The sequence below is a fragment of the Clostridium liquoris genome, assembly GCF_002995785.1.
Classification (GTDB): Bacteria; Bacillota; Clostridia; order Clostridiales; family Clostridiaceae; genus Clostridium_AO; species Clostridium_AO liquoris.
On record NZ_PVXO01000055.1, the window covers coordinates 1 to 26,533 of the forward strand.

At 29.9% G+C, this 26,533-nt stretch carries 31 protein-coding genes and 1 other annotated feature; of the genes, 20 read left to right on the plus strand and 11 right to left on the minus strand.

Going from position 1 to position 26,533, the window contains the following annotated elements; translation table 11 throughout:
- Positions 1 to 195: 195 nt before the first annotated feature.
- Positions 196 to 1,977: a SpoIID/LytB domain-containing protein gene (locus CLLI_RS10540; RefSeq protein ID WP_106064177.1), complete on the plus strand. Its 1,782-nt coding sequence runs from the start codon at positions 196 to 198 to the stop codon at positions 1,975 to 1,977.
- A 46-nt stretch (positions 1,978 to 2,023) separates the two neighbouring features.
- Here CLLI_RS10540 and CLLI_RS10545 read toward each other — a convergent pair whose 3' ends face one another.
- The 3 genes from CLLI_RS10545 to CLLI_RS10555 all read right to left on the minus strand — a co-directional run bounded on the left by CLLI_RS10545 (position 2,024) and on the right by CLLI_RS10555 (position 3,845).
- Positions 2,024 to 2,692 (minus strand): helix-turn-helix domain-containing protein, encoded by a 669-nt coding sequence (locus CLLI_RS10545; RefSeq protein ID WP_106064178.1) that lies wholly within the window; start codon positions 2,690 to 2,692, stop codon positions 2,024 to 2,026.
- 25 nt (positions 2,693 to 2,717) lie between these two features.
- The gene (locus tag CLLI_RS10550; RefSeq protein WP_106064179.1) at positions 2,718 to 3,101 is read right to left on the minus strand and encodes a DUF3783 domain-containing protein; all 384 of its coding nucleotides are present in this window, start codon (positions 3,099 to 3,101) and stop codon (positions 2,718 to 2,720) included.
- Between the two features lie 81 nt (positions 3,102 to 3,182).
- Positions 3,183 to 3,845 carry a hypothetical protein gene (locus tag CLLI_RS10555; protein ID WP_106064180.1) on the minus strand — a complete coding sequence of 221 codons (663 nt, stop codon included), beginning with the start codon at positions 3,843 to 3,845 and terminating at the stop codon, positions 3,183 to 3,185.
- Positions 3,846 to 4,104: 259 nt separating this feature from the next.
- On the opposite strand from CLLI_RS10555, the gene CLLI_RS10560 reads away from it, so the two are divergent.
- On the plus strand, positions 4,105 to 6,003 hold the full coding sequence (locus CLLI_RS10560; RefSeq protein ID WP_106064181.1) for a type I glutamate--ammonia ligase: 1,899 nt from the start codon (positions 4,105 to 4,107) through the stop codon (positions 6,001 to 6,003).
- Between the two features lie 101 nt (positions 6,004 to 6,104).
- On the opposite strand, the gene CLLI_RS10565 is transcribed toward CLLI_RS10560, so the two are convergent.
- Positions 6,105 to 6,653, minus strand: coding sequence for a 2'-5' RNA ligase family protein (locus CLLI_RS10565; protein WP_106064182.1), 549 nt, complete (start codon positions 6,651 to 6,653; stop codon positions 6,105 to 6,107).
- 134 nt (positions 6,654 to 6,787) lie between these two features.
- Here CLLI_RS10565 and CLLI_RS10570 point away from each other — a divergent pair, with 134 nt between their 5' ends.
- From CLLI_RS10570 to CLLI_RS10610, 9 genes are all read left to right on the plus strand, one after another.
- Positions 6,788 to 6,952 carry a DUF1540 domain-containing protein gene (locus tag CLLI_RS10570; RefSeq protein WP_106064183.1) on the plus strand — a complete coding sequence of 55 codons (165 nt, stop codon included), beginning with the start codon at positions 6,788 to 6,790 and terminating at the stop codon, positions 6,950 to 6,952.
- A gap of 199 nt (positions 6,953 to 7,151) precedes the next feature.
- Entirely contained in the window at positions 7,152 to 8,408 is a 1,257-nt protein-coding gene (locus CLLI_RS10575; RefSeq protein ID WP_106064184.1) for a UDP-N-acetylglucosamine 1-carboxyvinyltransferase, read from the plus strand.
- Between the two features lie 17 nt (positions 8,409 to 8,425).
- Complete coding sequence (locus CLLI_RS10580) at positions 8,426 to 9,211, plus strand: MBL fold metallo-hydrolase (RefSeq protein ID WP_106064185.1); 786 nt, start codon at positions 8,426 to 8,428, stop codon at positions 9,209 to 9,211.
- Between the two features lie 15 nt (positions 9,212 to 9,226).
- Complete coding sequence (locus tag CLLI_RS10585) at positions 9,227 to 9,793, plus strand: GerMN domain-containing protein (RefSeq protein ID WP_106064186.1); 567 nt, start codon at positions 9,227 to 9,229, stop codon at positions 9,791 to 9,793.
- Between the two features lie 102 nt (positions 9,794 to 9,895).
- Positions 9,896 to 10,396: an SEC-C metal-binding domain-containing protein gene (locus CLLI_RS10590; protein ID WP_106064187.1), complete on the plus strand. Its 501-nt coding sequence runs from the start codon at positions 9,896 to 9,898 to the stop codon at positions 10,394 to 10,396.
- A gap of 90 nt (positions 10,397 to 10,486) precedes the next feature.
- Complete coding sequence (gene rlmH, locus CLLI_RS10595) at positions 10,487 to 10,966, plus strand: 23S rRNA (pseudouridine(1915)-N(3))-methyltransferase RlmH (RefSeq protein WP_106064188.1); 480 nt, start codon at positions 10,487 to 10,489, stop codon at positions 10,964 to 10,966.
- Positions 10,967 to 11,364: 398 nt separating this feature from the next.
- Complete coding sequence (locus CLLI_RS10600) at positions 11,365 to 11,589, plus strand: spore coat associated protein CotJA (RefSeq protein ID WP_207655101.1); 225 nt, start codon at positions 11,365 to 11,367, stop codon at positions 11,587 to 11,589.
- 14 nt (positions 11,590 to 11,603) lie between these two features.
- Positions 11,604 to 11,918 carry a spore coat protein CotJB gene (locus CLLI_RS10605; protein WP_106064189.1) on the plus strand — a complete coding sequence of 105 codons (315 nt, stop codon included), beginning with the start codon at positions 11,604 to 11,606 and terminating at the stop codon, positions 11,916 to 11,918.
- On the plus strand, positions 11,894 to 12,493 hold the full coding sequence (locus tag CLLI_RS10610; RefSeq protein ID WP_106064190.1) for a manganese catalase family protein: 600 nt from the start codon (positions 11,894 to 11,896) through the stop codon (positions 12,491 to 12,493). The genes CLLI_RS10605 and CLLI_RS10610 overlap by 25 nt, the downstream gene beginning before the upstream one ends.
- Before the next feature lie 53 nt (positions 12,494 to 12,546).
- Here the strand turns inward: CLLI_RS10610 and CLLI_RS10615 are convergent, their stop codons facing one another.
- Positions 12,547 to 12,747: an alpha/beta-type small acid-soluble spore protein gene (locus tag CLLI_RS10615; protein ID WP_106064206.1), complete on the minus strand. Its 201-nt coding sequence runs from the start codon at positions 12,745 to 12,747 to the stop codon at positions 12,547 to 12,549.
- A gap of 186 nt (positions 12,748 to 12,933) precedes the next feature.
- Positions 12,934 to 13,320, minus strand: coding sequence for a hypothetical protein (locus tag CLLI_RS10620; RefSeq protein ID WP_106064191.1), 387 nt, complete (start codon positions 13,318 to 13,320; stop codon positions 12,934 to 12,936).
- A 150-nt stretch (positions 13,321 to 13,470) separates the two neighbouring features.
- On the opposite strand from CLLI_RS10620, the gene CLLI_RS10625 reads away from it, so the two are divergent.
- A complete protein-coding gene (locus CLLI_RS10625) occupies positions 13,471 to 14,400 on the plus strand; it encodes a DMT family transporter (protein ID WP_106064192.1) in 930 nt (309 codons plus the stop codon).
- A 29-nt stretch (positions 14,401 to 14,429) separates the two neighbouring features.
- Here CLLI_RS10625 and CLLI_RS10630 read toward each other — a convergent pair whose 3' ends face one another.
- Positions 14,430 to 15,860, minus strand: a complete 1,431-nt coding sequence (locus CLLI_RS10630) for an alanine/glycine:cation symporter family protein (protein ID WP_106064193.1) — start codon at positions 15,858 to 15,860, stop codon at positions 14,430 to 14,432.
- A gap of 121 nt (positions 15,861 to 15,981) precedes the next feature.
- Positions 15,982 to 16,398, minus strand: coding sequence for an acyl-CoA thioesterase (locus CLLI_RS10635; RefSeq protein WP_106064194.1), 417 nt, complete (start codon positions 16,396 to 16,398; stop codon positions 15,982 to 15,984).
- 122 nt (positions 16,399 to 16,520) lie between these two features.
- Here CLLI_RS10635 and surE point away from each other — a divergent pair, with 122 nt between their 5' ends.
- Entirely contained in the window at positions 16,521 to 17,273 is a 753-nt protein-coding gene (gene surE / locus CLLI_RS10640) for a 5'/3'-nucleotidase SurE (protein ID WP_106064195.1), read from the plus strand.
- 74 nt (positions 17,274 to 17,347) lie between these two features.
- On the opposite strand, the gene CLLI_RS10645 is transcribed toward surE, so the two are convergent.
- The gene (locus tag CLLI_RS10645) at positions 17,348 to 17,896 is read right to left on the minus strand and encodes a TlpA disulfide reductase family protein (protein ID WP_170063708.1); all 549 of its coding nucleotides are present in this window, start codon (positions 17,894 to 17,896) and stop codon (positions 17,348 to 17,350) included.
- Between the two features lie 12 nt (positions 17,897 to 17,908).
- Positions 17,909 to 18,604 carry a cytochrome c biogenesis CcdA family protein gene (locus CLLI_RS10650; protein ID WP_207655102.1) on the minus strand — a complete coding sequence of 232 codons (696 nt, stop codon included), beginning with the start codon at positions 18,602 to 18,604 and terminating at the stop codon, positions 17,909 to 17,911.
- A gap of 184 nt (positions 18,605 to 18,788) precedes the next feature.
- Here CLLI_RS10650 and CLLI_RS10655 point away from each other — a divergent pair, with 184 nt between their 5' ends.
- From CLLI_RS10655 to CLLI_RS10675, 5 genes are all read left to right on the plus strand, one after another.
- Positions 18,789 to 19,508 (plus strand): ABC transporter ATP-binding protein, encoded by a 720-nt coding sequence (locus CLLI_RS10655; RefSeq protein ID WP_106064197.1) that lies wholly within the window; start codon positions 18,789 to 18,791, stop codon positions 19,506 to 19,508.
- Positions 19,509 to 19,521: 13 nt separating this feature from the next.
- Positions 19,522 to 20,700 carry an ABC transporter permease gene (locus CLLI_RS10660; protein WP_106064198.1) on the plus strand — a complete coding sequence of 393 codons (1,179 nt, stop codon included), beginning with the start codon at positions 19,522 to 19,524 and terminating at the stop codon, positions 20,698 to 20,700.
- A gap of 60 nt (positions 20,701 to 20,760) precedes the next feature.
- Positions 20,761 to 21,225, plus strand: coding sequence for a methylated-DNA--[protein]-cysteine S-methyltransferase (locus CLLI_RS10665; protein WP_106064199.1), 465 nt, complete (start codon positions 20,761 to 20,763; stop codon positions 21,223 to 21,225).
- A 77-nt stretch (positions 21,226 to 21,302) separates the two neighbouring features.
- Positions 21,303 to 21,552 (plus strand) — a binding site (T-box leader).
- Positions 21,553 to 21,606: 54 nt separating this feature from the next.
- Positions 21,607 to 22,998 carry an asparagine--tRNA ligase gene (asnS, locus tag CLLI_RS10670; RefSeq protein WP_106064200.1) on the plus strand — a complete coding sequence of 464 codons (1,392 nt, stop codon included), beginning with the start codon at positions 21,607 to 21,609 and terminating at the stop codon, positions 22,996 to 22,998.
- Positions 22,999 to 23,022: 24 nt separating this feature from the next.
- Positions 23,023 to 23,958: an AEC family transporter gene (locus CLLI_RS10675; protein WP_106064201.1), complete on the plus strand. Its 936-nt coding sequence runs from the start codon at positions 23,023 to 23,025 to the stop codon at positions 23,956 to 23,958.
- A gap of 48 nt (positions 23,959 to 24,006) precedes the next feature.
- Here CLLI_RS10675 and CLLI_RS10680 read toward each other — a convergent pair whose 3' ends face one another.
- Entirely contained in the window at positions 24,007 to 24,993 is a 987-nt protein-coding gene (locus tag CLLI_RS10680; protein WP_106064202.1) for a N(5)-(carboxyethyl)ornithine synthase, read from the minus strand.
- 357 nt (positions 24,994 to 25,350) lie between these two features.
- Here CLLI_RS10680 and CLLI_RS10685 point away from each other — a divergent pair, with 357 nt between their 5' ends.
- Complete coding sequence (locus CLLI_RS10685; protein WP_106064203.1) at positions 25,351 to 25,551, plus strand: cold-shock protein; 201 nt, start codon at positions 25,351 to 25,353, stop codon at positions 25,549 to 25,551.
- Positions 25,552 to 25,902: 351 nt separating this feature from the next.
- The gene (locus CLLI_RS10690) at positions 25,903 to 26,394 is read left to right on the plus strand and encodes a dUTP diphosphatase (RefSeq protein ID WP_106064204.1); all 492 of its coding nucleotides are present in this window, start codon (positions 25,903 to 25,905) and stop codon (positions 26,392 to 26,394) included.
- Positions 26,395 to 26,533: the final 139 nt, after the last annotated feature.

Consider the following 26,533-nt stretch of genomic DNA (forward strand, 5'->3'; position numbering starts at 1 on the left):
GTATAGTAATATCAACTTACATTATAATGGATTTTTTATGTATGTGGGAGATACTTTTTGTATCTCCTTTTAATTTTTTAAGCAGTAATTATTACTACTTTTGCCTACTAAAATTATACTCTAAGATGTTATAATTTCGGCAAATGTTAAGTATTGTTAGAATAGGTATATAATCAAACTTTTAGGAGGTATATTATGAAAAAATTTACTGCTATAGTGTTGTTACTTGTATCTATATTATTGTTCATACTATTTATCCCTAGGGAAAGAGAACATGCAGTAGTAGCAGAATGCTCATCAAATTATTCAAAAGTATATTTGGGAGATAAATTATATAAAATTAGGCTCCCACGGACATATTCTGTTGGTACGGTTATCAATTATAAGTATAATTTCTTTAAAATATTGAAGGTAGATGAGGTATCTCCTTTAACAGAAAGAGTTATGATTAAAAACAATGATTACTATGAGTTAGAAAAATCCGGTCCAGTAAAGTTATCAAAAAGTCCCTTTTATTATTATCTAGATAAAAACAATAAACTTTCAATATGCACAGATAGTAAATTAATAGTAGGACAAAATAATTCAAAAATTTATATGGACAAAAAAAATGCATTAAAAACATTGATTATTACCCCTATTGATTTTTCATATATGAGAATAGGAATATCTACTAATAATTTTGACTCTATTTATCATAATCAACTGGAAATAACTTGCATGGAAGACTCTAAATTATATAATATTCAAGAAGGGAGTTCTATAAATATATCCAAAGGATCTAAAATAGCTATTGAAAAAGCAGCTAATGAAATTATATTTTCCTTTGGCAGCCAGAAAAAACCTTTTAAATCTAGAACTTATCTAAAAGGTGGGGACTTTAAAATAGACAGCTTAAAAAGAGGTAATCCTTCTTTTGTGCCATATTACTCCGGAATAATAGAGTTTACATTATGCAAAGATGGTATTTTAATGATTAATGAGGTTAATATTGAGGATTATTTATGCAAAGTTGTTCCTTCAGAGATGCCTTCTTCCGGTGGAATTGAATCTCTTAAATGTCAGGCTATTGCTGCTAGAACCTATGCTATATCTGATATGCTTCAAAACAGATTTGCTAATCTAGGATTCTATGTAGATGATAGTACACAAAGTCAAGTTTATAATAATATTGAGACAAATACCTTGGCTAGTAATTCGGTGAGAGAAACTTCCGGATTAATTATGACCAGTAATAATACCCCCATTGATGCAAAGTATTACTCTTCTTCTGGAGGCATGGCTACCACCTATGAAGATGTATGGTTCAATTCAGATGGTACCAGTGAAGACAAAAAGTATTATTTTAACGGCAGCTATATTCAAGGAGAAACTAATATTCCCCAATCAGAACAAGATTGGTTAGACTTTTATAAAAATAAGGGCCTAAAAGCTGTAGATAGCGAATCCCCTTACTTTAGATGGTATATTTATTTTCCTAAAGAAAGCTTAGAAAAAAGTTTAAATAAATCCCTAAAAATAATATTTGGGAAAAGAAAGGACTTTATAGAAATACTACAGAATAATAAAAAAATAGATACCCTACCAGAGCTTAAAGATTTAACAAATATATCCGTTTTGCAAAGGAGTAAGTTTGGCAATATAATGTGCATCTCCTTCAAATTTTCCAATGCTACAGTAAATGTAAAGGGAGATATTAATATAAGAAGTGCTATAAGATGTACCAAAGAATTTTCTGGAGAAATAATTCCAATAGTAAGACATAAAAAAGAACCCTTAATAAACAATAATCTTATTCCTTCCTCATTTTTCGCCATAGATAAAGTTAATGGAGGCTTTAAAATATATGGAGGCGGATATGGTCATGGCGTTGGTATGAGCCAATTTGGTGCCATGGAGCTTTCAAAAAAAGGTATGAAATATAATGAGATATTAGATAAGTTTTATAAGAATATAAAAATAGAAAAAATTTATTAAAATATAAAGCCATACCCCTTTAACGGGCATGGCTTTACATATCCTCTTATAAAATTATTTCAAGTCTATGAAGCTTAGCTATAACCTTTAAATCTCTCATTTCAATGGTTTCTGCCCTTACACTATTTGGATTGCTTATAAGAAGAACTTTATTACTATCTAACTTTTTTATTTGTCTAACCTTCCTTATGCCACCATACTCTATTAAACAAATACAATTATTCTCAATTTCATGGGTCATGTGGGCAAAAGCTAAGTCCCCTTTAGCCATTCTAAACCCTATCATCTCATCATCTTGTATCTCTATATAAAATACTTTATCTTGGGCATAGCCTTCAACCTTATTCCCTACCAATGGAAGCTGCTTTGAACCTAATGCTTTGTTTAGATCATATTTGTAAATGGGAATATTCTTAAGAACTGACCCAAAAGCCTCATCCCAGACCTCACTAACCTTTTCCTTTTTTGGCTCATTGTTATATTTATTATCTTTTTCTTCTTTATAAACTTCCTCTTCAAAGGACATAGTAATATCATTTAAGTTCTTCCCTAAAACTTTTCCTATTCTATCAATTAAATTTTGATTTATAACTTTTCGTCCCGATTCTACTTCATTTACAAAACTTTCTGATACCCCAAGCTTTTTCCCTAGTTGCTTTTGGGATATTCCAGCTTCTATTCTTAAACCTTTTATTTTTTCCCCTAATCTGCTCATTTTATCCACCTCGTAGCTCTTATATTTACCTGTTCATCTTTTGATTTTTATACCATTCTCTTTCTTCTATTAAGTGCTCTATTAAGTTTTTAAAAGTCCATTCTATAGATGTAGGTGTAACTACTGCAAGAATAGGCAATTCTGTAAAACCTTTTTTAAGTACACTTATAGCTTTATCTAGTTCTTTGTCACTAAAATTATTAAATAAAATAACTTTATCTTCAGGTATATCTAAATTATTAAACACCTGCAAGTTTAATCCCTTTAAAATATCTGCTATGGTCATATTAACCATGCCCTTTTCCACTAAAATATACCCTGGAAGATTATTTGTTTTAATTAAATCATCTATTATTTTTCTATCTTCCTGGTGAAAACCATATATCAGCATTGTTTTATTATTCTCCAATATGGATACACTTCCTTTCCTTTCATTTATTACCGCCTACCATATAATTATACAGCATTTTGCAGCTAATATAAAAACACTTTATTTAATATTCAGGAATGAACTTACTCCAAATCCTCCAAATAAAACTAATATCAAATTATATATTATTTGTTGTATACTGAATATGGTAATATCCTCTGTCTTCGCATATATTACAAATGATATTATAAACATAATCCCTTGACATATTATAAATAGTGATCTATTGCCCTGCGGAAAAGATATAATCCTATTCCAAAATAAAAAATGCATTAATATTGTATATATAAAAGCTGCTAAAAAGCCATTAATTTTTAGCTTATTTCCTGCTAAGTCAAATATGTTTACCCAAACCAAAGGCTCAAAAATACCATTTAATACCGTAAATATAATTACACTGATAATTAAGTCCTTGTTAATTTTGGCATAAGTAACTATATTGTATCTATTGTATAAAAAAGCACATATAAAAGTAACTAAAAACAAAATTATTATTTCCTTAGTTACCTTTTTGCATTGTGGTTTAAAATAGGGTAAACTTTTATACATAGTATATCTAAGTAAAATACCGCAGGCAATCCAATAAAAAATAGCTACTGCTATTGGCATAAGGGTTATCTCCATAAGCTGCTTGGCCGCTAGTGGAAACACAAATGTTACAAACCAGCCTAAATATTGCTTTATTCTTATATTTTGTTTAGTGGGATTGATTGAATTCTTCATTTATATCACTCTCTATGCATATATTTTTTTACTATTATTATACCTTATAAAGAAATTTTTTATAGTATTAATCAGCTTTTATTGATTATAATATTACATAATAAAAAATATATTTCCCTTGCAATTTCTTTTTTTCAAACTTTCATTTTTTTATTGACAATGATTTATAATAATTATAAAATCAGGTGTATATTAATTTAGATAAATCAATATAAAAAATTAAATTCAATTAATTTTCTTATTTTTAAGGAGGTTTAATATGCTAAAAGACTTAATATATATGGTACCAAAAGAAAATCACTCAGAGGAAATACTCCATTCCCTGCTTAGTTTACATACCGAAATAAAATTTGTATCCTTTGTAGGAGTTGACTTGGCAGGGAATGATACAGATGAAAAAATACCGGTGTCCCTTTTTTTAAAGGATATATCCACTTTTTTAAAAGGCGCTGTACAAACTGACGGTTCATCAGTTTCATTCCCCGGGATAGCTAAGTTAAGTAATGCAAAAGTAGATATGATTGCAGATTTAGATGCAAACTGGTTTGTAGATTATAATTACGAGCACATAGATTTAGAAACCAATAAACCTATAGGTACCCTTCGTATCCCTTGCTATCTTTATCATGATAATAAACCTATAGATTCTAGACATATTCTAGAAAGTTCTATTGAACACTTTAAATCTTCTCTCATGAATTTATTAAAATCTCATACAGAAACTTTATCCCAATATGGAATTGAATATGATGATATAGAACATTTAGAAGTTACTTCAGCTACAGAACTGGAATTTTGGGTAAAAACCCCTAACGATAAAGCTGAAATAGAAGAACTTTCAACTTCACAAGTTCTCCATGAACAATATTGGACTAGAACAAGGGGTGTAGTAAGGACATCATTAGAGCAGTCACTATCACTTTTGGATGCTTATGGTTTGGAAGCAGAAATGGGTCATAAAGAAGTAGGTGGAGTTAAAGCTAAGTTAGATGATTCCGGCAAACTCACCCACATTATGGAGCAGCTAGAAATAGACTGGAAATACTCAAGCCCTCTTCAGGCCGCTGATAATGAATTATTGGCTAGAATAATAATAAAAGAAGCCTTTAGAAATAATGGCTTAGATGTAACATTTCTAGCAAAACCTGTTGATGGAGTAGCTGGAAGTGGTAAACATATACACGTTGGTATTGCTGCAAGATTAAAGAATGGAAACAAAATAAACTTGTTTTCAACTAATAAAAATCATTTTTTAAGTTCTATTGGTTATTCCTCATTAATGGGAATACTAAAAAATTATGAAGTAATAAATCCATTTATTTCTTCTACAAATGACGCTTTTAGGAGATTAAAACCTGGTTTTGAAGCCCCTATATGTATAGTTACATCAATAGGACATTCTGTAGAAATTCCATCAAGGAATAGAACAATCCTTGTTGCAGTAATAAGAGATTTACAAAATCCTTTTGCTACTAGATTTGAATTAAGATCACCTAATCCACATACCAACACTTATTTAGCTATATCAGCACTTTATCTAGCTATGTTAGATGGTATAAAGTATGCATTATCAAACAACAAATCCCAGGATAGTCTTTTAAAGGAGCTTTCAAAGAAACCTGGTGAAGATGCTGATTATTTAGAACAAGAAAGAGCATATAGATCAGAAGAAGACATTTTTGAAGATTTTACGGAAGAGGAAAGGGAAACTTACTTTGGTAAAGCTCCTGCTACAGTATATGAAAACTTAATAGCTTTTGATAAATATCCTGAAAAATTGGAAGTTATTAAAGATGGTGGAGTATTTACTGATGAAATCATAAATAGTTTTAGATTAGCTTCTCTAAATAGATGGGTTACTGAAATAACTAATAGGATTATAAATAACTGTATTGAAGAGATAAGAAGTTGCAAAATGCTTCATTCACTAGATAAGGCACTGGATTTAGATATCTCAAATTGGATGTCAATAAACGAATTAAGATATTATATTATGAAAGACAGCTATACTAATAAAAGTTTATTTACAAAAATAAAAGAAGCCGCTGATAATAAAAATTATGAAGAATTATCTAATCTGCAATTAGAATTGGATAGTAAAATGCATAAATTAAGAAATTTATATTCTTCTTATAAGAAAAACTTGTTAGATATATAACATAAAAGAGAAAGTATAGTAAATAATTTTACCATACTTTCTCTTTTATGTTTCAAAAATAATTATATTTATAAACTCTACATAAAAAACATTTCTAAAGTTTAAAAATCCCTTAGTGGAAAACTTTTAACCGTCATTTCTTTTCTATTATTTATAGGTTTCCAAAGTTCTATTCTTTCTATAGTTGCCATTCTTTTTATATTTTCATCTTTTGCGGTTTCACAAGCAGATAAATATTCTTTATTACTCCATTCTCTTATCGCGTAATTAGTATTAGCTAAAGACACATGTAAGTCCCAATTATCTATATTCTCTCTTACCTTAAATCCATGCATACTTAGTTTTTCATTTATAAGTCTTGTTAACCTAATTATATAGCCTTTATTATCTACTTTTAAGTTTACAGACTTATATGGAGGATCAAAACAAATTGCACCATCTATCATTACTTTAAATTTCTTATAAGGTTTTAAAATATCAGCAATTAATTTGCTTAGTTCCTCTATCTCAGGATCTTCTATAACCTCTAAGGTTATATGAAGCATGGGTGAATTCTTATATATCTTATATTTTTTACATAACTTTTTTTGCATTTCTTCCATATAACAATAAGATTCTTCATCAAAGATAGCAACTAAATAATATTTCATTTTTATCCCCCAGTTTTTTACTTATATATATTTTAAAATTAATACTTAAATTATATGTATAGTAATATTTATTATTGGCAAAAATGATAATGTTCATAAATATAAAATATAATTATTTACGGGAGGGATCATTTATGAAACACAATCATAATGATAGTATAGCATGTACAGTTGGTGAGTGCAAATTTCACTGCACAACTGATGACTATTGTACCCTAGACAAGATTCAGGTTGCCAAGCATGAACCTGTAGCAAGTACAGTGGAATGCACCGATTGTAATAGCTTCCAAAAAAGATAACATTATTCTTAAAATCCAAGTGGATGAAAAAGTCCCTTGGATTTTTTTATTTATTTTCTCGTATTCTATTCACATTTTAAAAATAAATGTTAAAATAATATGAAATTATGTTATAATAAAGTTTGTATAATTTAATTAAGAATTTAACTTACGAAAGTAAATTTCATATAATATTGATAGATAAGGATGGATGCGGGGAATGGAGAAATTAATTATAAATGGTGGTAGACCCCTACATGGAGAAATAGAAATTAGTGGAGCAAAAAATGCTGCTGTAGCAATTCTTCCAGCAGCTATTATGGCTAGTAAAGGTGTTTGTGTTATAGATAACATACCTAACATAGAAGACGTTCATTGCATAGAAAGAATAATAAACAGCTTAGGCTGTAAAGTTAAAGTAGATAATAACTCAGTAACTATAGACAGTTCTATTTTAACCAGTTATGATGCTAATACTGAAGATGTAAGAAAAATGAGAGCTTCCTATTATCTTATAGGAGCGCTATTAGGTAGATTTAAAAAAGCTAGAGTTGAAATGCCTGGGGGATGCCCTATAGGTGTAAGGCCTATAGACCAACACATAAAAGGCTTTGAAGCACTAGGAGCAAATGTTAAAATTGAACATGGTGTTGTAGCAGTTGAAGCTGAAAGATTAATTGGCACAAATATATTTTTTGATGTAGTTAGTGTTGGAGCTACAATAAATGTTATGCTGGCAGCAACTTTCGCAGAAGGCACTACTATATTAGAAAATGCTGCTAAAGAACCTCATGTAGTTGATGTAGCTAACTTTTTAAATACTATGGGAGCTAACATTAAAGGAGCAGGAACTGATGTTATACGAATAACTGGTGTAAAAGAACTTCAAGGATGCTCATACAGTGTTATTCCTGATCAAATTGAAGCTGGTACATATATGATAGCAACAGCTGCTTGCGGCGGTGAAGTTACTATAAATAATGTTATCCCTAAACATTTGGAATCCATTTCAGCAAAACTCATAGAAATGGGAGCAGAGGTTATAGAAAATGGTGATTCTGTTACAATTAAATCAAATAAGAATCTAAAGGGAGTAAATATAAAAACATTGCCTTACCCTGGATTTCCTACAGATGTCCAACAGCCAATGAGTGCTCTTTTATGCGTTTCTAAAGGTAGGAGCTTAATCAACGAAAGCATATGGGAAAGCAGATTTAAACATGTGGATGAATTAAAAAAAATGGGAGCCCATGTTAAAGTTGAAGGTAGAACTGCTATTATAGATGGTGTTGATAAATTGACTGGTGCTGTTGTAAAAGCTACTGACTTAAGGGCAGGAGCCGCTATGATAATAGCTGGACTTATTGCAGAAGGTGTTACAGAGGTTTTGAATATAGAACATATTGACAGGGGATATCCTAATATAGAAAATAAATTTAATAAATTAGGTGCTAGTATAAAAAGAGTTACTGTTTAATAAGGTGGAGAATTATTATGAATTTTTGTTCTTTGTATAGCGGAAGTAGTGGTAATAGTATTTTTGTTTCATCTAAAAATGCCAGAATCCTTATAGACGCAGGACTTCCAGGCAAAAGTATTGAAAAGGCCTTAGATAGCATTGGTGAAAATCCAAAAGATATAGATGGAATATTTGTAACCCATGAACATACTGATCATACTAAGGGGGTAGGTGTATTATCAAGAAAGTATAATATACCTATTTATACCCATCCTCTTACTTGGAAAGCCATGATGTCCACTGTAGGCAAAATAAAAGAAGAAAATATTAGAATTATTGATACCCAGTGTGTAACCATTAAGGATATGGATATAATTAGCTATATGCTTCCTCATGATGCTGCATATCCTCAGGGATATGCTATACATTGCGGCAACAAAAAATTCTGCTTAGCCACAGATTTAGGTTATTTTTCTAAGGAAGTAGAATATGCATTAAAAGATGCAGATGCTATTTTATTAGAGAGTAATCATGATGTAGAAATGCTAAAATTTGGCCCATATCCTTATACATTAAAAAGAAGAATACTAAGTAATGTGGGACACTTGTCTAATGAAGATTGTGGTAAAGCTATACTAAGCATATTAGGTACTAATACAAAAAAAGTAATGTTAGGTCACTTAAGCAAAACTAACAATTACCCTGAGCTAGCATATCAAACTGTAGTAAATGTATTAACTGAAAATGGAGTAAAATTGGATAGAGATATAAAATTATTCATGGCCAAAAGGGATATGCCAAGCAATTATATAGAATTCTGATGAAAGGTGAAAAAAATGAAAAAATGGGCTATTATATGTATATGTTCACTTTTAATTATTTTTACTATGGCGTTGAGTGGTTGTGAAAAAAAAGATAAACTAAGCATGCAAAATAAACAGAAAATTGAAAAGATAGTTCTTCCAAATTCTAAAGATAATATTATAGATTTAGAGTTATATTTTGATTCCTCAAAGGATAATAAAAAATTAGAAATAGCAAAAGAGGAAAGGCTAATAAAGAAAGATGAACTTTTAGGAGAATTAATTGTTCTTGAACTAATAAAGGGGCCTACTGCAAATAGTAAGCTAAAGCCTGTTCTTCCAAAGGAGACCAGATTATTAAGTTTTTCAATAAAAGATAAAATTGCCTATGTTAACCTAAGTAAAGAAGCTATTAAAAGTATGTCTCCAAATAAAGAAGAAGCTTGTCTTAAAAGCATAGTTTGGTCTTTAACAACTTTGCCTTCTATTGAAAAGGTTAAAATTTTAATAGAAAATAAAGATGTTGATACTTTGGGTGGCAATTTTGATATTTCAAAACCTTTAGGAAGAATAGATATAGATAATGCTAAAAATAAGTAATTTTAGTTATGAAGGATTTATTGAATATAAAATGGATCTTTATTATAATATTTTATAGTATATAACATAAATTACAAATTTTTTACTAAAGGAGAAATGTTTATGAGTTTATATAAAGATTGGACAGACATGGTTATTGATTATGTAAAAACAAAAGGTGAAGCTGCCTTTTGGAAGGAATATGGTTCTATTGAAAAAAGTATTTATACTAAAATATTGGCTAATCACAATAATGAAATAAAAGGCAATCTTAAAGATTTAGCAAATGAATACGGAACTTCTACTATATTTTTTATGGGCTTTATAGATGGAATAAATGAAAGTCTTGTAAATCCTATTGATTTAGAAAGTGTAGAAGAGAATACTGAATTGAATTTAGCTATAGACTTTGAAAAGCTTTATTTCAATATGCTAGATGCAAAAGCAGATTATCTTTATAGTTTGCCACAATGGGAAGCTATCTTTTCACCAGAAAAAAGGAAAGAAATCCATAGCCAATGGAAAGATTCAAAAACCGTTGTGAATCACAATAAAATAGGTAGAAATGATGCTTGTCCTTGCGGCAGCGGTAAAAAATACAAAAAGTGCTGCGGAAAAAACTAACATATAAGCTTTAGAATTAATTATTAAGAGTCTATATCTTAAATTTTAGGTATAGGCTCTTCTTTAAATTTAAAAAACAGGAGATGTAAAATGAATATAACAATTATTACTGTAGGGAAAATAAAAGAAAAATTTTTAAGAGATGCATTAGATGAATATTCAAAGAGACTCACAAGATATTGCAAATTAGATATTATAGAAGTACCTGATGAAAAAACTCCTGAAACCGCCTCAGAAAAAGAAGAAATTATAATAAAAGAAAAAGAAGGAGAAAGGATTTTAAAACATATAAAAGATAACTCCTATATAATAGCTCTAGCAATTCATGGAAAAATGTCCTCCTCTGAAGAACTAGCTGATTTTATTCAAACTCAAGGTATAAATGGCAATAGTAATTTAACTTTTGTTATCGGAGGATCATTAGGATTATCCTCTGATGTTCTAAAAAGAGCTGATTATAAGCTGTCCTTTTCTAAAATGACTTTCCCACATCAACTTATGAGAGTAATATTATTAGAGCAAATATATAGATCCTTTAGAATAAATAGCGGTGAACCATATCATAAGTAAATGATAATCAAACTTTTAAGTATAAGGTAAATAGTAATTTGTAGATAAGTAAAAGGTAAGAGGTAAGAACTAAGAAGTAATAGTTGTGGTGAAAATTCAGCCTTGTTGAATTTTTTCATAAACTCTTACCTTTTACTTATTAGTTCTTAGCTAAATAACAAATTTCCTATTTATATTATTGAAATTAAAATTTTAAAATATAATCAGATGAAAAAGCACGACTATCCTTGGTGGGATGTAGTGCTTTTTTCATTTGTTTTAAATTTTAGTTTAAAACATTTAATACTTATGTTAAATTCAAAATCTAATTCATTACTCACATGAGATTGTAACAATTTTATGTAAATACAATATAATATTATTACGTGAGCAACAAATAAGGAGGATAAATTACTAATATGGCTCATATTATGAATACAGGAGTTTGTCCACCAATGGGCAAATGTATACCACAAGAAACCGTAATAACAAATGTTAGGTTGGCAGCTGCATATGTTCCTTATCAAAAACTCTGCACTCTTTTCTCTCCTATAGAAGCTCTTAAACACGGAACTGTTTTCCCTGAGCTCTACAGTCCATACCATAGAAAAGAAAGAATATATAACCCATGTGGGTGCAAGTGAAAGGAGGCTCTATTATGCCAAAAGAACTGAATAAAATGGAGTTGTTAAAACAAATTACTGCATTAAATTTCGTTATAGAAGACCTCTCTTTATATCTTAACACTCACCCAATGGATGGAGAAGCTCTTACAAAGTATAACTGCTGTGTAACTCAAGCTGAAGCGTTAAAAAAAGAATATGAGAAATGTTATGGAATGATATCTGAGCACAGTTCCCAGAGCCCTTACCCATGGCAATGGATATGTGAACCATGGCCTTGGGAATATGAGGCTAATTTTAACCTTTGTAGGGAGGAGGGTAATACATGTGGACTTACGAAAAAATACTAGAATATCCAGTAAAAATTAAAAATCCTAATCCGGAAATGGCAAAAATAATTATAACACAATATGGAGGTCCCGATGGAGAATTAGGGGCATCTTTAAGATACTTAAGTCAAAGATTTTCTATGATTACTCCCCAAGCCATTGCTACACTAAACGATATAGGTACAGAAGAATTAGCTCATCTGGAAATGGTTGGTGCAATGGTTCATCAACTATTAAAAAATGCAAGCATTGAAGAAATAGAAAAAGCAGGCGCGGCACCCTATTATGCAGATCATGGCAGAGGAGTATACCCTGCAAGTGCTGGCGGTGTCCCATTTGATGCCTTTTGTCTCCAATCAAAAGGTGATCCAATTGTAGACCTTACTGAAAATTTAGCTGCAGAACAAAAAGCAAGGGCTACCTATGAATATCTTATTGATTTGGCCGATGATCCAGATGTAATAGAACCTTTAAAATTTCTAAGGGAAAGAGAAGTTGTTCACTATCAAAGATTTGGCGAAGCTCTTAGAATTGTTCAGGATTATTTGCAGGAACCTCATTTATATGTAATGCCTAAACCAGGTTTTATGAAATAGTCAATTATAAAGCAACTTTAACATGCAGAGAAATGATTTCTCTGCATGTTTATTTACTTTTTGATAAGCTTTTTCTCAAATTGCTCTACAGCATTTCTTACTTCATTTCCCCCAATAGCTCCGCCCACAGTACCACATACCCTAGAAGTCATGTTCCCCCAATATCCGTCCTTGGGTATTGGAATTCCCATTTCATTAGCTAATTCACTCTTTGTTTTTGTATCATGTTCCCTTATGTTATTTTTATCAGTCATATAATCAGCCTCCTTATTAATTATAAAAATATTTTTTGCATTATAAATTTTAATATACTGTAATATTTTTTCAAAAAAATATCCCATGAAGGTTTAACTTATAAATAAATTAACCCTTCATGGGACGCTTATATTAATTAAATAAATCCATTTAGATATTAATATAATAGAATGATTTTTTAATCTTTAATAACATACAAAGCTTTCAATTCTCCTAGTATCTATTCCAAAATATACCCATCTACGTCCATTCCATCTCCATCCTGAAATAGATTTTCTTCCAACATAGGTAAGATAAGCCCAGAATGAACTACCGTTATCTAGCCAAATATATATATATCTATATTGGCAAGGTCTAACTGCTCCAGATTCAATGGCTTTTGTCTGGATTCCAGCTTTATGTGGAGTGATTGATGGCGGTGGTCCACTTGGCGCTCCATGACCTCCTGGGCCTCCTGGACCTTGAGTACCCACTCCTGGTGGTGGCGACCCTCCTGGTGGCGAAAATTGACGATACATATTTTCAGATATAAATTCACAATCCTCTAGATAACCAAAATATGGGCAATACATATATACTCTCCTAATAAATATTAACAATATATAATATGTTTCAAAAACATAAATGTTCCAAAATAAACGATACAAGATATGTAACATAGGTTACAATCATAAAAATACATGTTATAATAGCATTATTACTTTATCATGGGGGTTGATGGAATGAAATCTTTATTAGGTAATAAAAGTCTGATGGCAGACCTTTCATTGTTGATTGTCACAATAATATGGGGAAGTGGTTTCGTTGCAACAAAGAATGCTTTGGACACTGTTTCTCCTTTTTCTATTATGACTCTAAGATTTACACTAGCCTGTATTTTAATGTGCTTAATATTTTTTAAACATATAATAAAAATTAATAAAAGTGATATAAAAGCTGGGTGTATTATTGGTTTCTTCCTGTTTATGGGATTTGCTACTCAAACTGTAGGATTGCAATATACTACTGCAGGTAAGCAAGCTTTTTTAACTGGAACAAATGTAGTAATGGTTCCATTTATATATTGGGGTGTATCAGGCAAAAGACCGGATATATACAATCTAATTTCAGCTTTTTTATGTTTACTTGGAATATTTCTATTAACTTTTGATGGAACCTTAAACATTAATTTAGGAGATATACTTACTTTAATATGTGCATTATTTTTTGCTTGTCATGTAGTTTCCGTAGGCTATTTTGCAGAAAAGCATGACCCTATTATTTTAACATCCCTTCAATTTTTAGTAGCAGCTATTTTGTCTTTAATATCTATGTTTATATTTGAAGGTGCTCCTGGTTCCTTATCTAAGAATGGGATTATCCCTGTTTTATATTTAGCAATCTTTAGTACCTTAATAGCGTTTTTAATACAAAATGTAGCTCAAAAATATACAACCTCAACTCACACTGCTATTATATTAAGTTTAGAGGCTGTATTTGGAAGTATACTATCTTCCCTTTTATTAGGAGAGAGCTTTACTTATAAGATGTTAATAGGCTGCACAATCATACTCATAGCTATAATAACCGCTGAAACCAAATTGGAGTTTTTAAAGGTGAATAAAGAAAAATTAAGTTCTAAAAAAGAACTTCCTGAGGAACTTGAAGCATAAAAAATAAAAGCCTTTTAGGCTTTTATTTTTTATGCTTCAATAGCTTCTTCTATTTCTCCCCAACATTCAACATTTTTTAATCCTTCAATATTATTTACATTGAATACAGGATCTTTTCCCTGGTTTTTCTGCCCTGAATAATCTTTTAGAGCATCAAAAGCAATTTTGCCAAGCATTGATATTGCAGTTAAGTTAGTTAAGGCCATGAGTCCCATAAACAAATCTGCCATATCCCATACTATTTGTATTTTAGCTACACTACCAACTACAACCATAATTAGTACGGCTATTCTATAAATTAATAGCCAACCCTTATTTGAATTTAAAAACTCTATATTTGTTTCGCCATAGTAATAATTACCTATTACTGAACTATAAGCAAATAAGAATATGCATATAGCTATAAAAGTATTTCCCCATGATCCAACCTGGAAACTTAATGCATTTTGAGTAAGCTGTATTCCTGTTAAATCTTTATTTGTATATACTCCTGATAATAAAATGATAAATGCAGTAGCACTACAAATTAAAAGTGTATCAGTATAAACTCCTAAGGTTTGAATAAGTCCCTGTTTTACAGGATGAGTTACTTCAGCTGTAGCTGCAGCATTGGGTGCACTTCCCATACCAGCTTCATTTGAGAAGAGTCCTCTTTTTATTCCCATCATAACAGCTACTCCAAGTCCTCCACCAATAGCTTGATTTATACCAAAAGCATTAGTTACAATGAGTTTAAATACAGATGGAATTAAAGTTATATTTTTTAAAATAACAAATAGGGCTATACATACATATGCAACTGCCATAACAGGCACAATCATTTCTGCCGCTTTAGCAATTCTTGTTACTCCTCCAAATATGATAACTGCTGTTATTGCTGCTAATATTATTCCTATTATGAAGGTATTAACACCAAATGCTTCTTCAAATGCCAACGAAATTGTATTGGCTTGTACAGAATTGAAAACAAGTCCAAAACTAATTGTTATAAGTATGGAAAATAGGACTCCCATCCATCTCTTATTTAAGCCTTTTTCCATATAGTAAGCTGGGCCACCTCTATATCCATCCTTATCTTTAATCTTATATATTTGCGCTAAAGTACTTTCAACGAAGCTTGATGCTCCTCCTATTATTGCAATAACCCACATCCAAAATACTGCTCCGGGTCCACCTAAAGAAATAGCTATAGCTACCCCAGCTAAATTTCCAGTGCCTACTCTAGAAGCCGTACTTATGCAGAAGGCTTGGAAGGAAGATACACCTTTAGTCTTCTCTCCTAATACAGACTTACTAGCTCCTTCTCCTAATAATCTAAACATTTGCTTAAAGTACCTTATCTGTACAAATCTTGTTTTAAAGCTAAAATAAAGTCCTGCTGCAATTAATACTCCAATAAGAACATATGACCAAAGTATATTGTTGATTGCCGAAATAGTGTTTGCAAAAAAGTTTACCAATAATTCCACCTCTCCCAATAGTTAAATATTTTTAAATCACATTAAAATTGTATCAAAAAATACATAACATATCAATTTTTTTATATATTCCGACCTTATTCAACATTATACTTGTATTTCTTTATGTAAATAATTTATGCATTCTTTCCCATATATCTGGGTACTTTCTTTTTAAATTTATTATTTTAAAATCGTTATTTACAAAAACCTGTGTTGTGGCTCCCTTAGCCAAAAGCTTTCCATCTTCTTCTCTTATCACATTGTAATTAAAAATAACTTTTACTGGAGTTAATTCTTTTATAAATGTTTCAATAATTATATTGTCCTCATATTTTGCCCCTTTTATATACTTGCAGTAAGTTTCTCTCAAAGGCATCATAATCCCATTTTCCTCTAATTCTCTATAACTCATACCAGATTCTAATATAAATTCTCCTCTTCCTACTTCAAACCAGGCATAATAATTAGAATGATGTACTATACCCATTTTATCAGTTTCTACATATCTAACTTTTAATTTAGTTCTATTTGTATACATACCTAACCCTACTTTCTTTCAAATTAATATACAATTTTTATAAAATATTGATTAAACTATATATAAGTATATCATTTTATAAAATGCTATATCAATAAATGATGATGTGGAGGATACTAATAATGAGATTACTCTTGACAAACGACGATGGAATTGGATCAAAGGCACTTCATATTTTAGCAAAAGAATTAGAAAAAGAACACGAAGTAATAATTGCTGCACCTAGTAATCAAAAAAGCGCCTGCAGCCATTCTATAACTATTTGTGAACCATTGGTGGTAAAAAGCGTAAAATTACCTGAAATAAAATCTAAAGCTTTTAGTGTGTCTGGCACCCCAGCTGATTGCGTAAGGGTTGCCATCCATAAACTTCTTGATAAACCTGTGGATATGGTTATATCAGGCATAAACATGGGCACAAATTTAGGAATGGATGTAATTTATTCTGGCACTGTATCAGCTGCTATAGAAGCTGCTATTTATAAAATACCTTCTATGGCTATATCTTCTGAATTAAAGGATGGCTGTGCAAATTATAATTCTGCTGCTAAATTCGCTTCAAAGATAATTAAAATTGCACAAAACAATTTAATTAAAGATGATTTAGTCCTAAATGTTAATGTACCCTATTTAAATGAAGAAGATGTAAAGGAAATAAAAGTATGCGAAATAGGCGATAAAGTTTATGACAATTACTTTATTGAAAATGTAGACGAGAATGGGGATACAATACTTAATTTAAAGGGAAAAATTAATGAAAAGCACAAAATTAATACAGATGTATACTATCTAAAACAAGGCTACGTTACATTGACCCCTCTTCACTATGATTTAACTAATTTTAAAATATTAAATGAAGTATCACAATGGTTCTAAAAAGCTGATAAAATTAAAAGTCCATGGTGCCTTTCCATGGACTTTAGCCTTTTTCACTATATTAAAATTTACTATTATTTTAAAAATAATTCTTTTCTCATCATTTCAATACTCATTCCGCCCTGTATGCCACTATACACATATCCTTCTTCATCAACAAAAAGAGATGTTGGGAATCCTTGTATACCATAGGCCTTTGCAATTTCCTGGTCTTTATCCAATAAAACATTAAAATTGTAATTATTACTATCTAAAAAATTTTTAACCTTGCTTTGGCTTTCTCCCACATCTATAGCTAGTATAACGATATTTTTATCCTTAGTTTCATCATATAACTTTTGTATGTCTTTCATTTCAATTTTGCAATAATCACACCAGGTTGCCCAAAAGTTTATAAATACCTTCTTTCCTTTAAACTGACTAAGTGTTACCTGTTTTCCATCCATATCAACTAATTTAAAATCTATTGATTGTATTTTTTTAGGTTTTTCCTTTTCATTAGAAGTCACATTTTCTTTTTTATTTTCTATACTTGTATTATTTCCCTTGTTGTAATATTTAATAACAAATACAGATGTTAGTATAATTAATATAAAGGATATAACCCATATCTTTTTTCTCAATATTACCACCCCCTAATTAAATAAGTTATTTAGTATATAAGTTTTATCTGTAAAAGTCATGATTCCCATTATTATTAATATTACACCACTTATAACAGATATAACTCCAAAGTACTTAGAAATCTTTCTTATATACTTTGATACCCCATCTATTAGAAATGCCGAAAAAATAAATGGAATTGCAAGACCTAAGGAATATGTAAACAGTAACACTACCCCCTTATTAAAAGTGGCCGCATTTCCCGCATAAATCAATATAGAAGCTAAAACTGGGCCAATACACGGTGTCCACCCTATTGCAAAAGCCATTCCCATAACTAAAGCACTTGCACCCGACTTGAACTTATTAAACTGAAATAATCTTTTCTCGTAATAAAATAATTTAATCTTAAATAATCCTGTGGTATGGATGCCAAACACTATGATTACTATGCCACCTACTTTCCTAAATATATCTCTGTTAGCATTAAATAATTGCCCTAAAGATGTTATTGAAATTCCCATAAGAATAAATATAATGGAAAATCCTATAGTAAATCCTATAGCCTTATAAATTACTGTTACTTTGTCCTTATTTTTATTTAATTCTTCCACTGTTGTGCCAGTTAAATAAGTTAAATATACTGGAACTAATGGCAAGACACAGGGAGATAAAAAGGAAAGTAACCCAGATGAAAAAGCGAAAATCAATGATATATTATTATCCAAATTTTCTCCTCCTCCGTATTATAGTTATTTTTATTATATCAAATTGTCATGAAGTTTTTATGAAGAGGGAGAAAAATACAACTCTTATTTAATGAAAAAGTATGTTAAAATTAATATTACAATAAGAGGAAAAGCAATCTTATAAAAAACCATATTTTATTATTAGGGAGGCTTAGATAAAGCTATGATTGAAGTTAAAAATTTAACTAAACGATTTAAAAAGGGTGTAACAGCAGTAGATAGCATAAGTTTTAAAGCAAATGATGGGGAAATACTTGGCTTGCTTGGGGAAAATGGAGCAGGTAAAACAACAACTCTTAGAATGCTTGCTACTATGCTTAAAATCACAGAAGGCGAAGCAATAATAAACGGTCATGACGTAAGTAAAGAAGCGGATAAGGTAAGAGGAAACATAGGTATTTTGTTTGGTGGTGAAGTTGGTCTTTATGACAGACTTACAGCAAGGGAAAATATAAAATATTTTGCAGAGCTTAATGGTATGTCTAAAGAAGAAACTAATAAAAGTATAGAGGAACTTGCAAAAAGTTTAGATATGACAGAATATCTTGATAGAAGAGTTGGAAAATTTTCAAGAGGTATGAAGCAAAAAGTAGCTATTGCAAGATCTATAGTGCATAATCCATCTGTGGTTTTATTTGATGAGCCAACTATAGGATTAGATGTTACCTCTGCAAAAATTGTACAAGACTTTATATTAAAATGTAAAAGTGATGGAAGAACTATTATATTCTCAAGTCACACAATACCAGAAGTAGAAAAGCTATGTGATAGGATTATTATAATTCATAAAGGCAAAATAGTAGAAGAAGGAAAGCTTAAAGAACTTAAAGAAAAATATAACAATAGCATAGAAGAAATATTTATAAATTTAATATCAAAGTAAAGAAGGTGATTGTATGAAAAATGTAATAGGAGTAGTGTTAAAAAAAGAACTTTTAGATTTATTTAGAGATAAGAAAACACTAATATTAAGTATATTAATTCCAATAATCCTTTTACCCATAATGTCTTTTGCTATTGGTAAAATGGCAAAATCAGATAGTGATAAGATTCAAAACAATCTTAAAATAGCTATAGAAGATCAAGGAAATATCAGCTTTTCTAAATTTATAAAATCCCATAAAAATGTTAAGGTAATAGATTCCAAAAATATTGATAAAGACATAAAAGATGGTGATGTATATGTACAGATTAAAATTCCAAAAGGATTTGATGATAATATATCAAAGGATTCTAATGAAAAAATAGAATTAAAATACGATAATTCAAGTAATGATGCAATGATAGCTGTATCAATGATTAAAAATTATATAGATGAATATTCAAAACAAATAGTTTCAAAACGACTTGAAAAGGAAAACATAGATCAATCAATCTTAACACCAATTAATATTGTAGATAATGTGGTTGGAGATAAAGATGATGGTTTTGGGAAAATAATGGCTTCAATGATGATTCCTTTACTTTTAATGCTTTACAGTGCAACAAGTACAATTGGAGCAGCAGTAGATCTAGGAGCAGGAGAGAAAGAAAGAGGAACACTTGAACCACTTCTTACAACAAAAGCAGGAAGAACATCTTTACTTATAGGAAAATTTCTTGCAATAACAGTAATGGGAATATTAATGTCCTTTGCTTATTTGATTGGAATATTAATAACGATGAATCAACCCAATGGAATGTTTGGCGATGCAGGACTAAATTTAGGATCAGCTACTTTAGTTCTTATTATGATTTTACCTATTTTATATACAATGGTATTTGGAGCACTTCAACTTGCCATTAGTATCTATGCAAAATCATTTAAAGAAGCTCAAACCTACCTAAGTCCTATAACTATTATAGCCATGGTATTAATTTATATGGTTATGATGAAAGATCCTAAAAATATAGGAATACTTTATTTTAATATACCACTTACAAATGGAGTTTGTCTTATGAAAGAGTTTTTAGCTGGAATTTATAACTATACTCACATAGCAATAACCTTTGGCTGGATAATTGTATATATAGTTGCATCTATTTCATTTGCAAGATATATGTTCTCAAAAGAAGAAGTTATATTTAGAACATAAGGGGTCAGGCACTTGTAAGGAAATGTAAAATATTCTGTAGGAATTGGGGAGTGATTATTTATGGAACATATCTTCAAAGCTTATTACAATTCTCCTATTGGTTATATTCAAATACTAGGTAATGAACATAGCATTATTTCTTTAGATTTTATAGATGAAATAAATAATGATGAGAAAAGAAATGATTTATTAAATACTTGTATAACTGAGCTTGATGAATATTTTAAAGGCAAAAGGCGGAGCTTTTCTTTAAACTTATTATTAAATGGCACTGATTTTCAAAAAAAAGTGTGGAATGCGCTAATTAATATACCATATGGCAAGACTGTATCCTATAAGGATATTGCTAAAGCTATAGGAAATGAAAAATCTGCTAGAGCTGTTGGAAATGCTAATAACAAAAATAAAATAGCTATTATTGTCCCTTGCCATAGAGTTATAGGAAGCAATGGTTTATTAACAGGGTACGCAGGCGGAATATGGAGAAAAGAATGGCTCATAAATCACGAAAAAATGTTTCTCTAAAATAAAACTTTTTCTCAGCATTATATCCTTGACATAAAAAATTTAAAATATTATAATAATTAGACATAAGTATATTATTAAAAACTATGATGAGAAGAGTAGATAAAGAGTATAACTTAAGCGAGCTGGCGATAGTGTAAGGTCAGTGTGATAACTTTATTGAAGAACATCTCTGAGTTTCTAACCGAATTCAATATATTGATAGTAGGCTTAGAGGTTGCCAAAGCCTTACTTTTGGTAAGTATAGAGATTTAACTGTACGGATTTTAAGTGGCCAAAACTTTGGCAAATTGGGTGGTACCGCGAATATAGTCTTTCGTCCCTTTATAAGGATGAAGGGCTTTTGTTTTTATTAAAAATAAAACATTAGGAGGATTAACAATGGAAAAGACATATATTAAACAACTTTATAGAGAAACTGATAAGTTTATAGACAAAGAAATAAGTATTTCTGGATGGGTTAGGACAGAAAGAGTATCCAAGAATTTTGGATTTATTGAATTAAATGATGGAAGTTTTTTTAAAAACATTCAGATAGTATTCGATGATAAATTAAATAACTTTGAAGAAATATCTAAATTATCCATAAGTTCATCTTTAACTGTAGAAGGCAAAATAGTTCTTACACCTGAAGCTAAACAACCTTTTGAAATTCATGCTTCAAACATAATAATAGAAGGGCTTTCATCTTCAGATTATCCTTTACAGAAAAAAAGACATTCCCTTGAATTTTTAAGAACTATTGCACATTTAAGACCTAGAAGCAATACTTTTTCTGCAGTATTTAGGGTACGTTCCTTAGCTGCTTATGCTGTACATAAATTCTTCCAAGAAAAAGGATTTGTTTATGTTAATACTCCAATAATTACATGTAGTGACTGCGAAGGTGCAGGAGAAATGTTTAGAATTACTACATTAGATTTGAATAATATACCTAAAGATAAGGATGGAAATGTAGACTTTTCTAAAGACTTTTTTGGGAAAGAAGCTAATCTTACAGTAAGTGGTCAGCTATCAGCAGAAACTTATGCACTAGCTTTCAGAAACGTTTATACTTTTGGTCCTACTTTTAGAGCAGAAGATTCAAACACAGCAAGACATGCGGCAGAATTCTGGATGATAGAACCTGAAATGGCCTTTGCTGAATTAAAAGATTATATGGATGTGGCAGAAGACATGGTAAAATACATAATTAACTATGTTATGGAAAATGCACCGGAAGAAATGGAGTTTTTCAATAGCTTTATTGATAAAGAATTATTTAATAGATTAAATAATGTATTAAGCTCAGATTTTGTAAGGATTTCATATACTAAAGCAGTAGAACTTTTACAAAAATCAGGAGAAGCCTTCCAATATCCTGTTGAATGGGGAATTGACCTTCAAACAGAACACGAAAGATATTTAACGGAAAAGGTATTCAAGAAACCAGTTTTTGTTACAGACTATCCAAAAGATATAAAAGCTTTTTATATGAGACAAAATGATGATAATAAAACTGTTGCTGCAGCAGATCTTTTAGTACCAGGTATTGGTGAAATAATTGGTGGCAGCCAGAGAGAAGAAAGACTTGATGTACTAGAAAAGAGAATGGAAGAACTTAATCTTAATAAAGAAGATTATTGGTGGTACTTAGAACTTAGAAAATACGGAGAGACTAAACATTCAGGTTTCGGTTTAGGATTTGAAAGAATACTAATGTATCTTACTGGAATTTCTAATATTAGAGATGTAATACCATTCCCAAGAACAACTGGCTCAGCAGAATTCTAAAAATAATAAGAAGGAGATATGCTAATGGCTCTTTTAAATGCCTTTGGTAGTGTATTTAGTATAATATTAATGATTTTAATAGGTTATATATTAACCGACAAGAAATGGATAAATGATGAAAATGCACAACTTTTTTCACGACTTGTTCTAAATTTATCACTGCCAGCGTTAATGATAACAAATTTAATGTCTAATTTTGATAAAGACAAACTGCTTAGCTTAGGTAAAGGGCTTTATGTTCCCTTTACCTCAATAGCTTTATCTTATTTAATAGGAAAACTTGTTTCCAAACTAATTAAAGTGGCACCTGGACGAAAAGGAGTTTTTCAATCTATATTCTTTGTTTCTAATACCATATTTATTGGTTTGCCTGTTAATCTAGCTCTTTTTGGAGATGAAAGTGTTCCTTATGTACTATTATATTATATAGTGAATACTACTTTTTTCTGGACAATTGGAGTTTTTGAAATCAGTAAAGATGGTACAGGTTCTAGTAAAAGTATATTCTCTAAAGATACCTTAAAGCGTATTATATCGCCACCTTTACTTGGGTTTATATTTGCTATTTTATTAATTCTTCTAGGAATAAGACTTCCAAAATTCATTCTTGATACTTGTAAGTATTTAGGTAACCTTACTACTCCCTTATCAATGTTGTTTATAGGACATACTATTTATTCAATAGATGTTAAAAGCATAAAAATAGATAAGGATATAATAGCATTATTAATAGGTAGATTTATAATTTCTCCTTTTTTAGTTATTTTAATATCCCGCCCATTGCCATTGCCTGAATTAATGAAACATGTATTCGTTATTCAAGCGGCCATGCCTGCTATGACAAATACTGCTATAATGGCCAAGGCCTATGACGCAGATTATGAATTTGCTGCTATTATGGTTACCATAACTACTATACTGAGTCTTATAGTAATTCCTATATATAAAATTATATTATAGCATAATTAAAAAAGCTATGTTTATTGTAACTAAACATAGCTTTTTTAATTATGCAATATTAACCTTTCCATATTTTCTATGTTGATATTTCACTATTTTTTCATCCAAAATTTCGCCGTTTTCTATTATTGTGGCATCTGATAATACCTTATTGTTATTTTCATTTCCTTCTACTATACAATCCAAGTATTCTACTAATGCCTTACTTATCTCTTTACTAGAAGTTTTATAAAATATAGAAGGAGTATGATCTACAACATAGTGCATTACCCCATCAACATAATATACTGGATTTTCAATAGTAGTAATCCTACTTGTCTCTACAGCTTTATTAGCATCGCAGCTTACATCTATTATTAAAGAATTATTTTTCATTCTTAATAAGTCTTTTCTATATATTATATGATCGTTTCTCCTAGTATCCCAAAGTATACAATTTACAATAACATCATATTTATCTATTTCTTTTCTAAACAGTGATTCCATATTCCTACTGTATACAGTTATATCTGCCCCAAGTCCATTTAATATTTTATATGCACCTCTGGCAGTATTTCCTCTGCCCAAAATAGCTACCTTAGTCTCATATGGGAACTTCCCATATAATTGATAAGCTTGCATTACAGCTGCTTCACCTGCTATTTCATTGTTTCTCCAAAATACATGTCTTCCTTCATCATGCATTTCTTCCCATGCTATAGCCTTTAACTTATTATTTACCAAAATATCTGTTACTTCTCTATTCTGAACTGCATGAATCCATCCAAATATTATTTGATCTGTTGTTAAGTCTTCTAAATAATCCCCATCACCTATTTTAGGATCACATATTACATCTTTTTTTAATATGCTTTGTCTACTCTCTACATTAGCTCCAACATCAATATACTCTTTATCCTTTATTCCAAGAACCTCTCCATATCCCTTTTCAAAATACAACATATTAGAATTCTTTAATTTTGCAACATCTTCTGGTAGTATTGCTCTTCTTTTCTCATTTTCTTTTGGACTAATTAAGAATCCAACACTTCTCATAAAAACCATCCCCTTGATAATATATTTTAATACTAATAAGCCCTTGCCAACAACTTCATTTGTTATTTGAAGTTTTAGGTTGTTACTTATGTATATGAACTTTTAATGCCCGATACCGTACTTTTATTATACTCCAATCATAGCATATTTTACAACCTACAACCTTAACTACCTATGTGAAGTTGTAGGTGATATTTTGCAAACTATCAAAATATCCTATTCTTCCTTAATAATGCTTTCATATTCTTCTGTTATCTACATTTTTTACTGTTACGCCATAATTATATTGATAATACTAAATTAAAAGAGTATAATAACAAATATAATATTTTTTTATTTTAGGAGGACTTTGGACAAATGAAAATAGGTACAGTTAAATGGTTTAACTCAACTAAAGGTTTTGGATTTATTTCTGTAGAAGGTGAAGAGGATGTTTTTGTTCACTTCTCAGCTATCCAGACTGAAGGTTACAAATCATTACAAGAAGGCCAGAAGGTTCAATTTGATGTAGTAGATGGAACTAAGGGACCACAGGCTGCTAATGTTGTTATATTATAATCTTATAAAGTGATTGTGATAACTAAATAACATTAACATACATAAAAACACCTTTCATAATTAATGAAAGGTGTTTTTAATATTATAAATAAATAGTAAGACTATTTTTATAATTTATATTAAATTATTAAATACTTATATTTTGCTATTAATAGAACTATTTCAGGTTTAAATTAGTTTAAATCGTTTCCATCTCTGCTTTATTACGATTTATTATAGTATGTTACTTTTTTTTCATGTAACCGATTGCGAAATCTTTCAATTTTCCTAAGCTTTAGATAAAATATAGTTATAGTAAAGTTTTTTACTTTAACTATTTAAGAAAAGTATACGGAAAGGCGGATTTATCCTATGAATCTTCAAAATCTTTTTGTAATGCAGGAAAAGTTAGACAATCATATTATGGAGGAACATAATCTCTATGGTAAAACTCTCTTTTCTGAAAAACTATTGGCCCTTCAAGTTGAAATTGCAGAATTAGCTAATGAAACTCGTTGCTTTAAGTTTTGGAGTAATAAAGGACCTTCCTCTAAAGAAACCATTTTGGAAGAATATGTTGATTGTTTACATTTTATACTTACCATTGGCTTGGAAAAGAATTATACAGATACCACTTTTACCATATCAAAAGAAGGTATTGATGTGGATATAACAGAACAATTTTTAAATCTTTATATTGATATAAATGATTTTATAATATGTTCTTCCAAAGATCATTATGAAACACTATTTGAGGACTTTCTATTATTAGGAAATAGTTTGAGCTTTTCAGAAAAAGAAATTGAAAATGCTTATTATAGGAAAAACACAATAAATCACAATAGGCAGGTTATTGGTTATTAATTTTTACATATAAAAAAAAGGGGCTGTCGCACTAAAATTAGTGCGACAGTTTTTTGCATAAAAAAATAAACCTCCCACTCGAAAGAATGAAAGATTTATAGTAAAATTAACATATGAGACAATATATTAATTTATACAA

Excerpts from the sequence above, each read along its gene's own strand:
- CLLI_RS10540 (WP_106064177.1), top strand. The coding sequence starts at position 196 with ATGAAAAAATTTACTGCTATAGTGTTGTTACTTGTATCTATATTATTG.
- CLLI_RS10545 (WP_106064178.1), bottom strand. The coding sequence starts at position 2,692 with ATGAGCAGATTAGGGGAAAAAATAAAAGGTTTAAGAATAGAAGCTGGA.
- CLLI_RS10555 (WP_106064180.1), bottom strand. The coding sequence starts at position 3,845 with ATGAAGAATTCAATCAATCCCACTAAACAAAATATAAGAATAAAGCAA.
- CLLI_RS10560 (WP_106064181.1), top strand. The coding sequence starts at position 4,105 with ATGCTAAAAGACTTAATATATATGGTACCAAAAGAAAATCACTCAGAG.
- CLLI_RS10565 (WP_106064182.1), bottom strand. The coding sequence starts at position 6,653 with ATGAAATATTATTTAGTTGCTATCTTTGATGAAGAATCTTATTGTTAT.
- CLLI_RS10570 (WP_106064183.1), top strand. The coding sequence starts at position 6,788 with ATGAAACACAATCATAATGATAGTATAGCATGTACAGTTGGTGAGTGC.
- CLLI_RS10575 (WP_106064184.1), top strand. The coding sequence starts at position 7,152 with ATGGAGAAATTAATTATAAATGGTGGTAGACCCCTACATGGAGAAATA.
- CLLI_RS10580 (WP_106064185.1), top strand. The coding sequence starts at position 8,426 with ATGAATTTTTGTTCTTTGTATAGCGGAAGTAGTGGTAATAGTATTTTT.
- CLLI_RS10585 (WP_106064186.1), top strand. The coding sequence starts at position 9,227 with ATGAAAAAATGGGCTATTATATGTATATGTTCACTTTTAATTATTTTT.
- CLLI_RS10590 (WP_106064187.1), top strand. The coding sequence starts at position 9,896 with ATGAGTTTATATAAAGATTGGACAGACATGGTTATTGATTATGTAAAA.
- rlmH (WP_106064188.1), top strand. The coding sequence starts at position 10,487 with ATGAATATAACAATTATTACTGTAGGGAAAATAAAAGAAAAATTTTTA.
- CLLI_RS10600 (WP_207655101.1), top strand. The coding sequence starts at position 11,365 with ATGGCTCATATTATGAATACAGGAGTTTGTCCACCAATGGGCAAATGT.
- CLLI_RS10605 (WP_106064189.1), top strand. The coding sequence starts at position 11,604 with ATGCCAAAAGAACTGAATAAAATGGAGTTGTTAAAACAAATTACTGCA.
- CLLI_RS10610 (WP_106064190.1), top strand. The coding sequence starts at position 11,894 with ATGTGGACTTACGAAAAAATACTAGAATATCCAGTAAAAATTAAAAAT.
- CLLI_RS10615 (WP_106064206.1), bottom strand. The coding sequence starts at position 12,747 with ATGACTGATAAAAATAACATAAGGGAACATGATACAAAAACAAAGAGT.
- CLLI_RS10620 (WP_106064191.1), bottom strand. The coding sequence starts at position 13,320 with ATGTATTGCCCATATTTTGGTTATCTAGAGGATTGTGAATTTATATCT.
- CLLI_RS10625 (WP_106064192.1), top strand. The coding sequence starts at position 13,471 with ATGAAATCTTTATTAGGTAATAAAAGTCTGATGGCAGACCTTTCATTG.
- CLLI_RS10635 (WP_106064194.1), bottom strand. The coding sequence starts at position 16,398 with ATGTATACAAATAGAACTAAATTAAAAGTTAGATATGTAGAAACTGAT.
- surE (WP_106064195.1), top strand. The coding sequence starts at position 16,521 with ATGAGATTACTCTTGACAAACGACGATGGAATTGGATCAAAGGCACTT.
- CLLI_RS10655 (WP_106064197.1), top strand. The coding sequence starts at position 18,789 with ATGATTGAAGTTAAAAATTTAACTAAACGATTTAAAAAGGGTGTAACA.
- CLLI_RS10660 (WP_106064198.1), top strand. The coding sequence starts at position 19,522 with ATGAAAAATGTAATAGGAGTAGTGTTAAAAAAAGAACTTTTAGATTTA.
- CLLI_RS10665 (WP_106064199.1), top strand. The coding sequence starts at position 20,761 with ATGGAACATATCTTCAAAGCTTATTACAATTCTCCTATTGGTTATATT.
- asnS (WP_106064200.1), top strand. The coding sequence starts at position 21,607 with ATGGAAAAGACATATATTAAACAACTTTATAGAGAAACTGATAAGTTT.
- CLLI_RS10675 (WP_106064201.1), top strand. The coding sequence starts at position 23,023 with ATGGCTCTTTTAAATGCCTTTGGTAGTGTATTTAGTATAATATTAATG.
- CLLI_RS10680 (WP_106064202.1), bottom strand. The coding sequence starts at position 24,993 with ATGAGAAGTGTTGGATTCTTAATTAGTCCAAAAGAAAATGAGAAAAGA.
- CLLI_RS10685 (WP_106064203.1), top strand. The coding sequence starts at position 25,351 with ATGAAAATAGGTACAGTTAAATGGTTTAACTCAACTAAAGGTTTTGGA.
- CLLI_RS10690 (WP_106064204.1), top strand. The coding sequence starts at position 25,903 with ATGAATCTTCAAAATCTTTTTGTAATGCAGGAAAAGTTAGACAATCAT.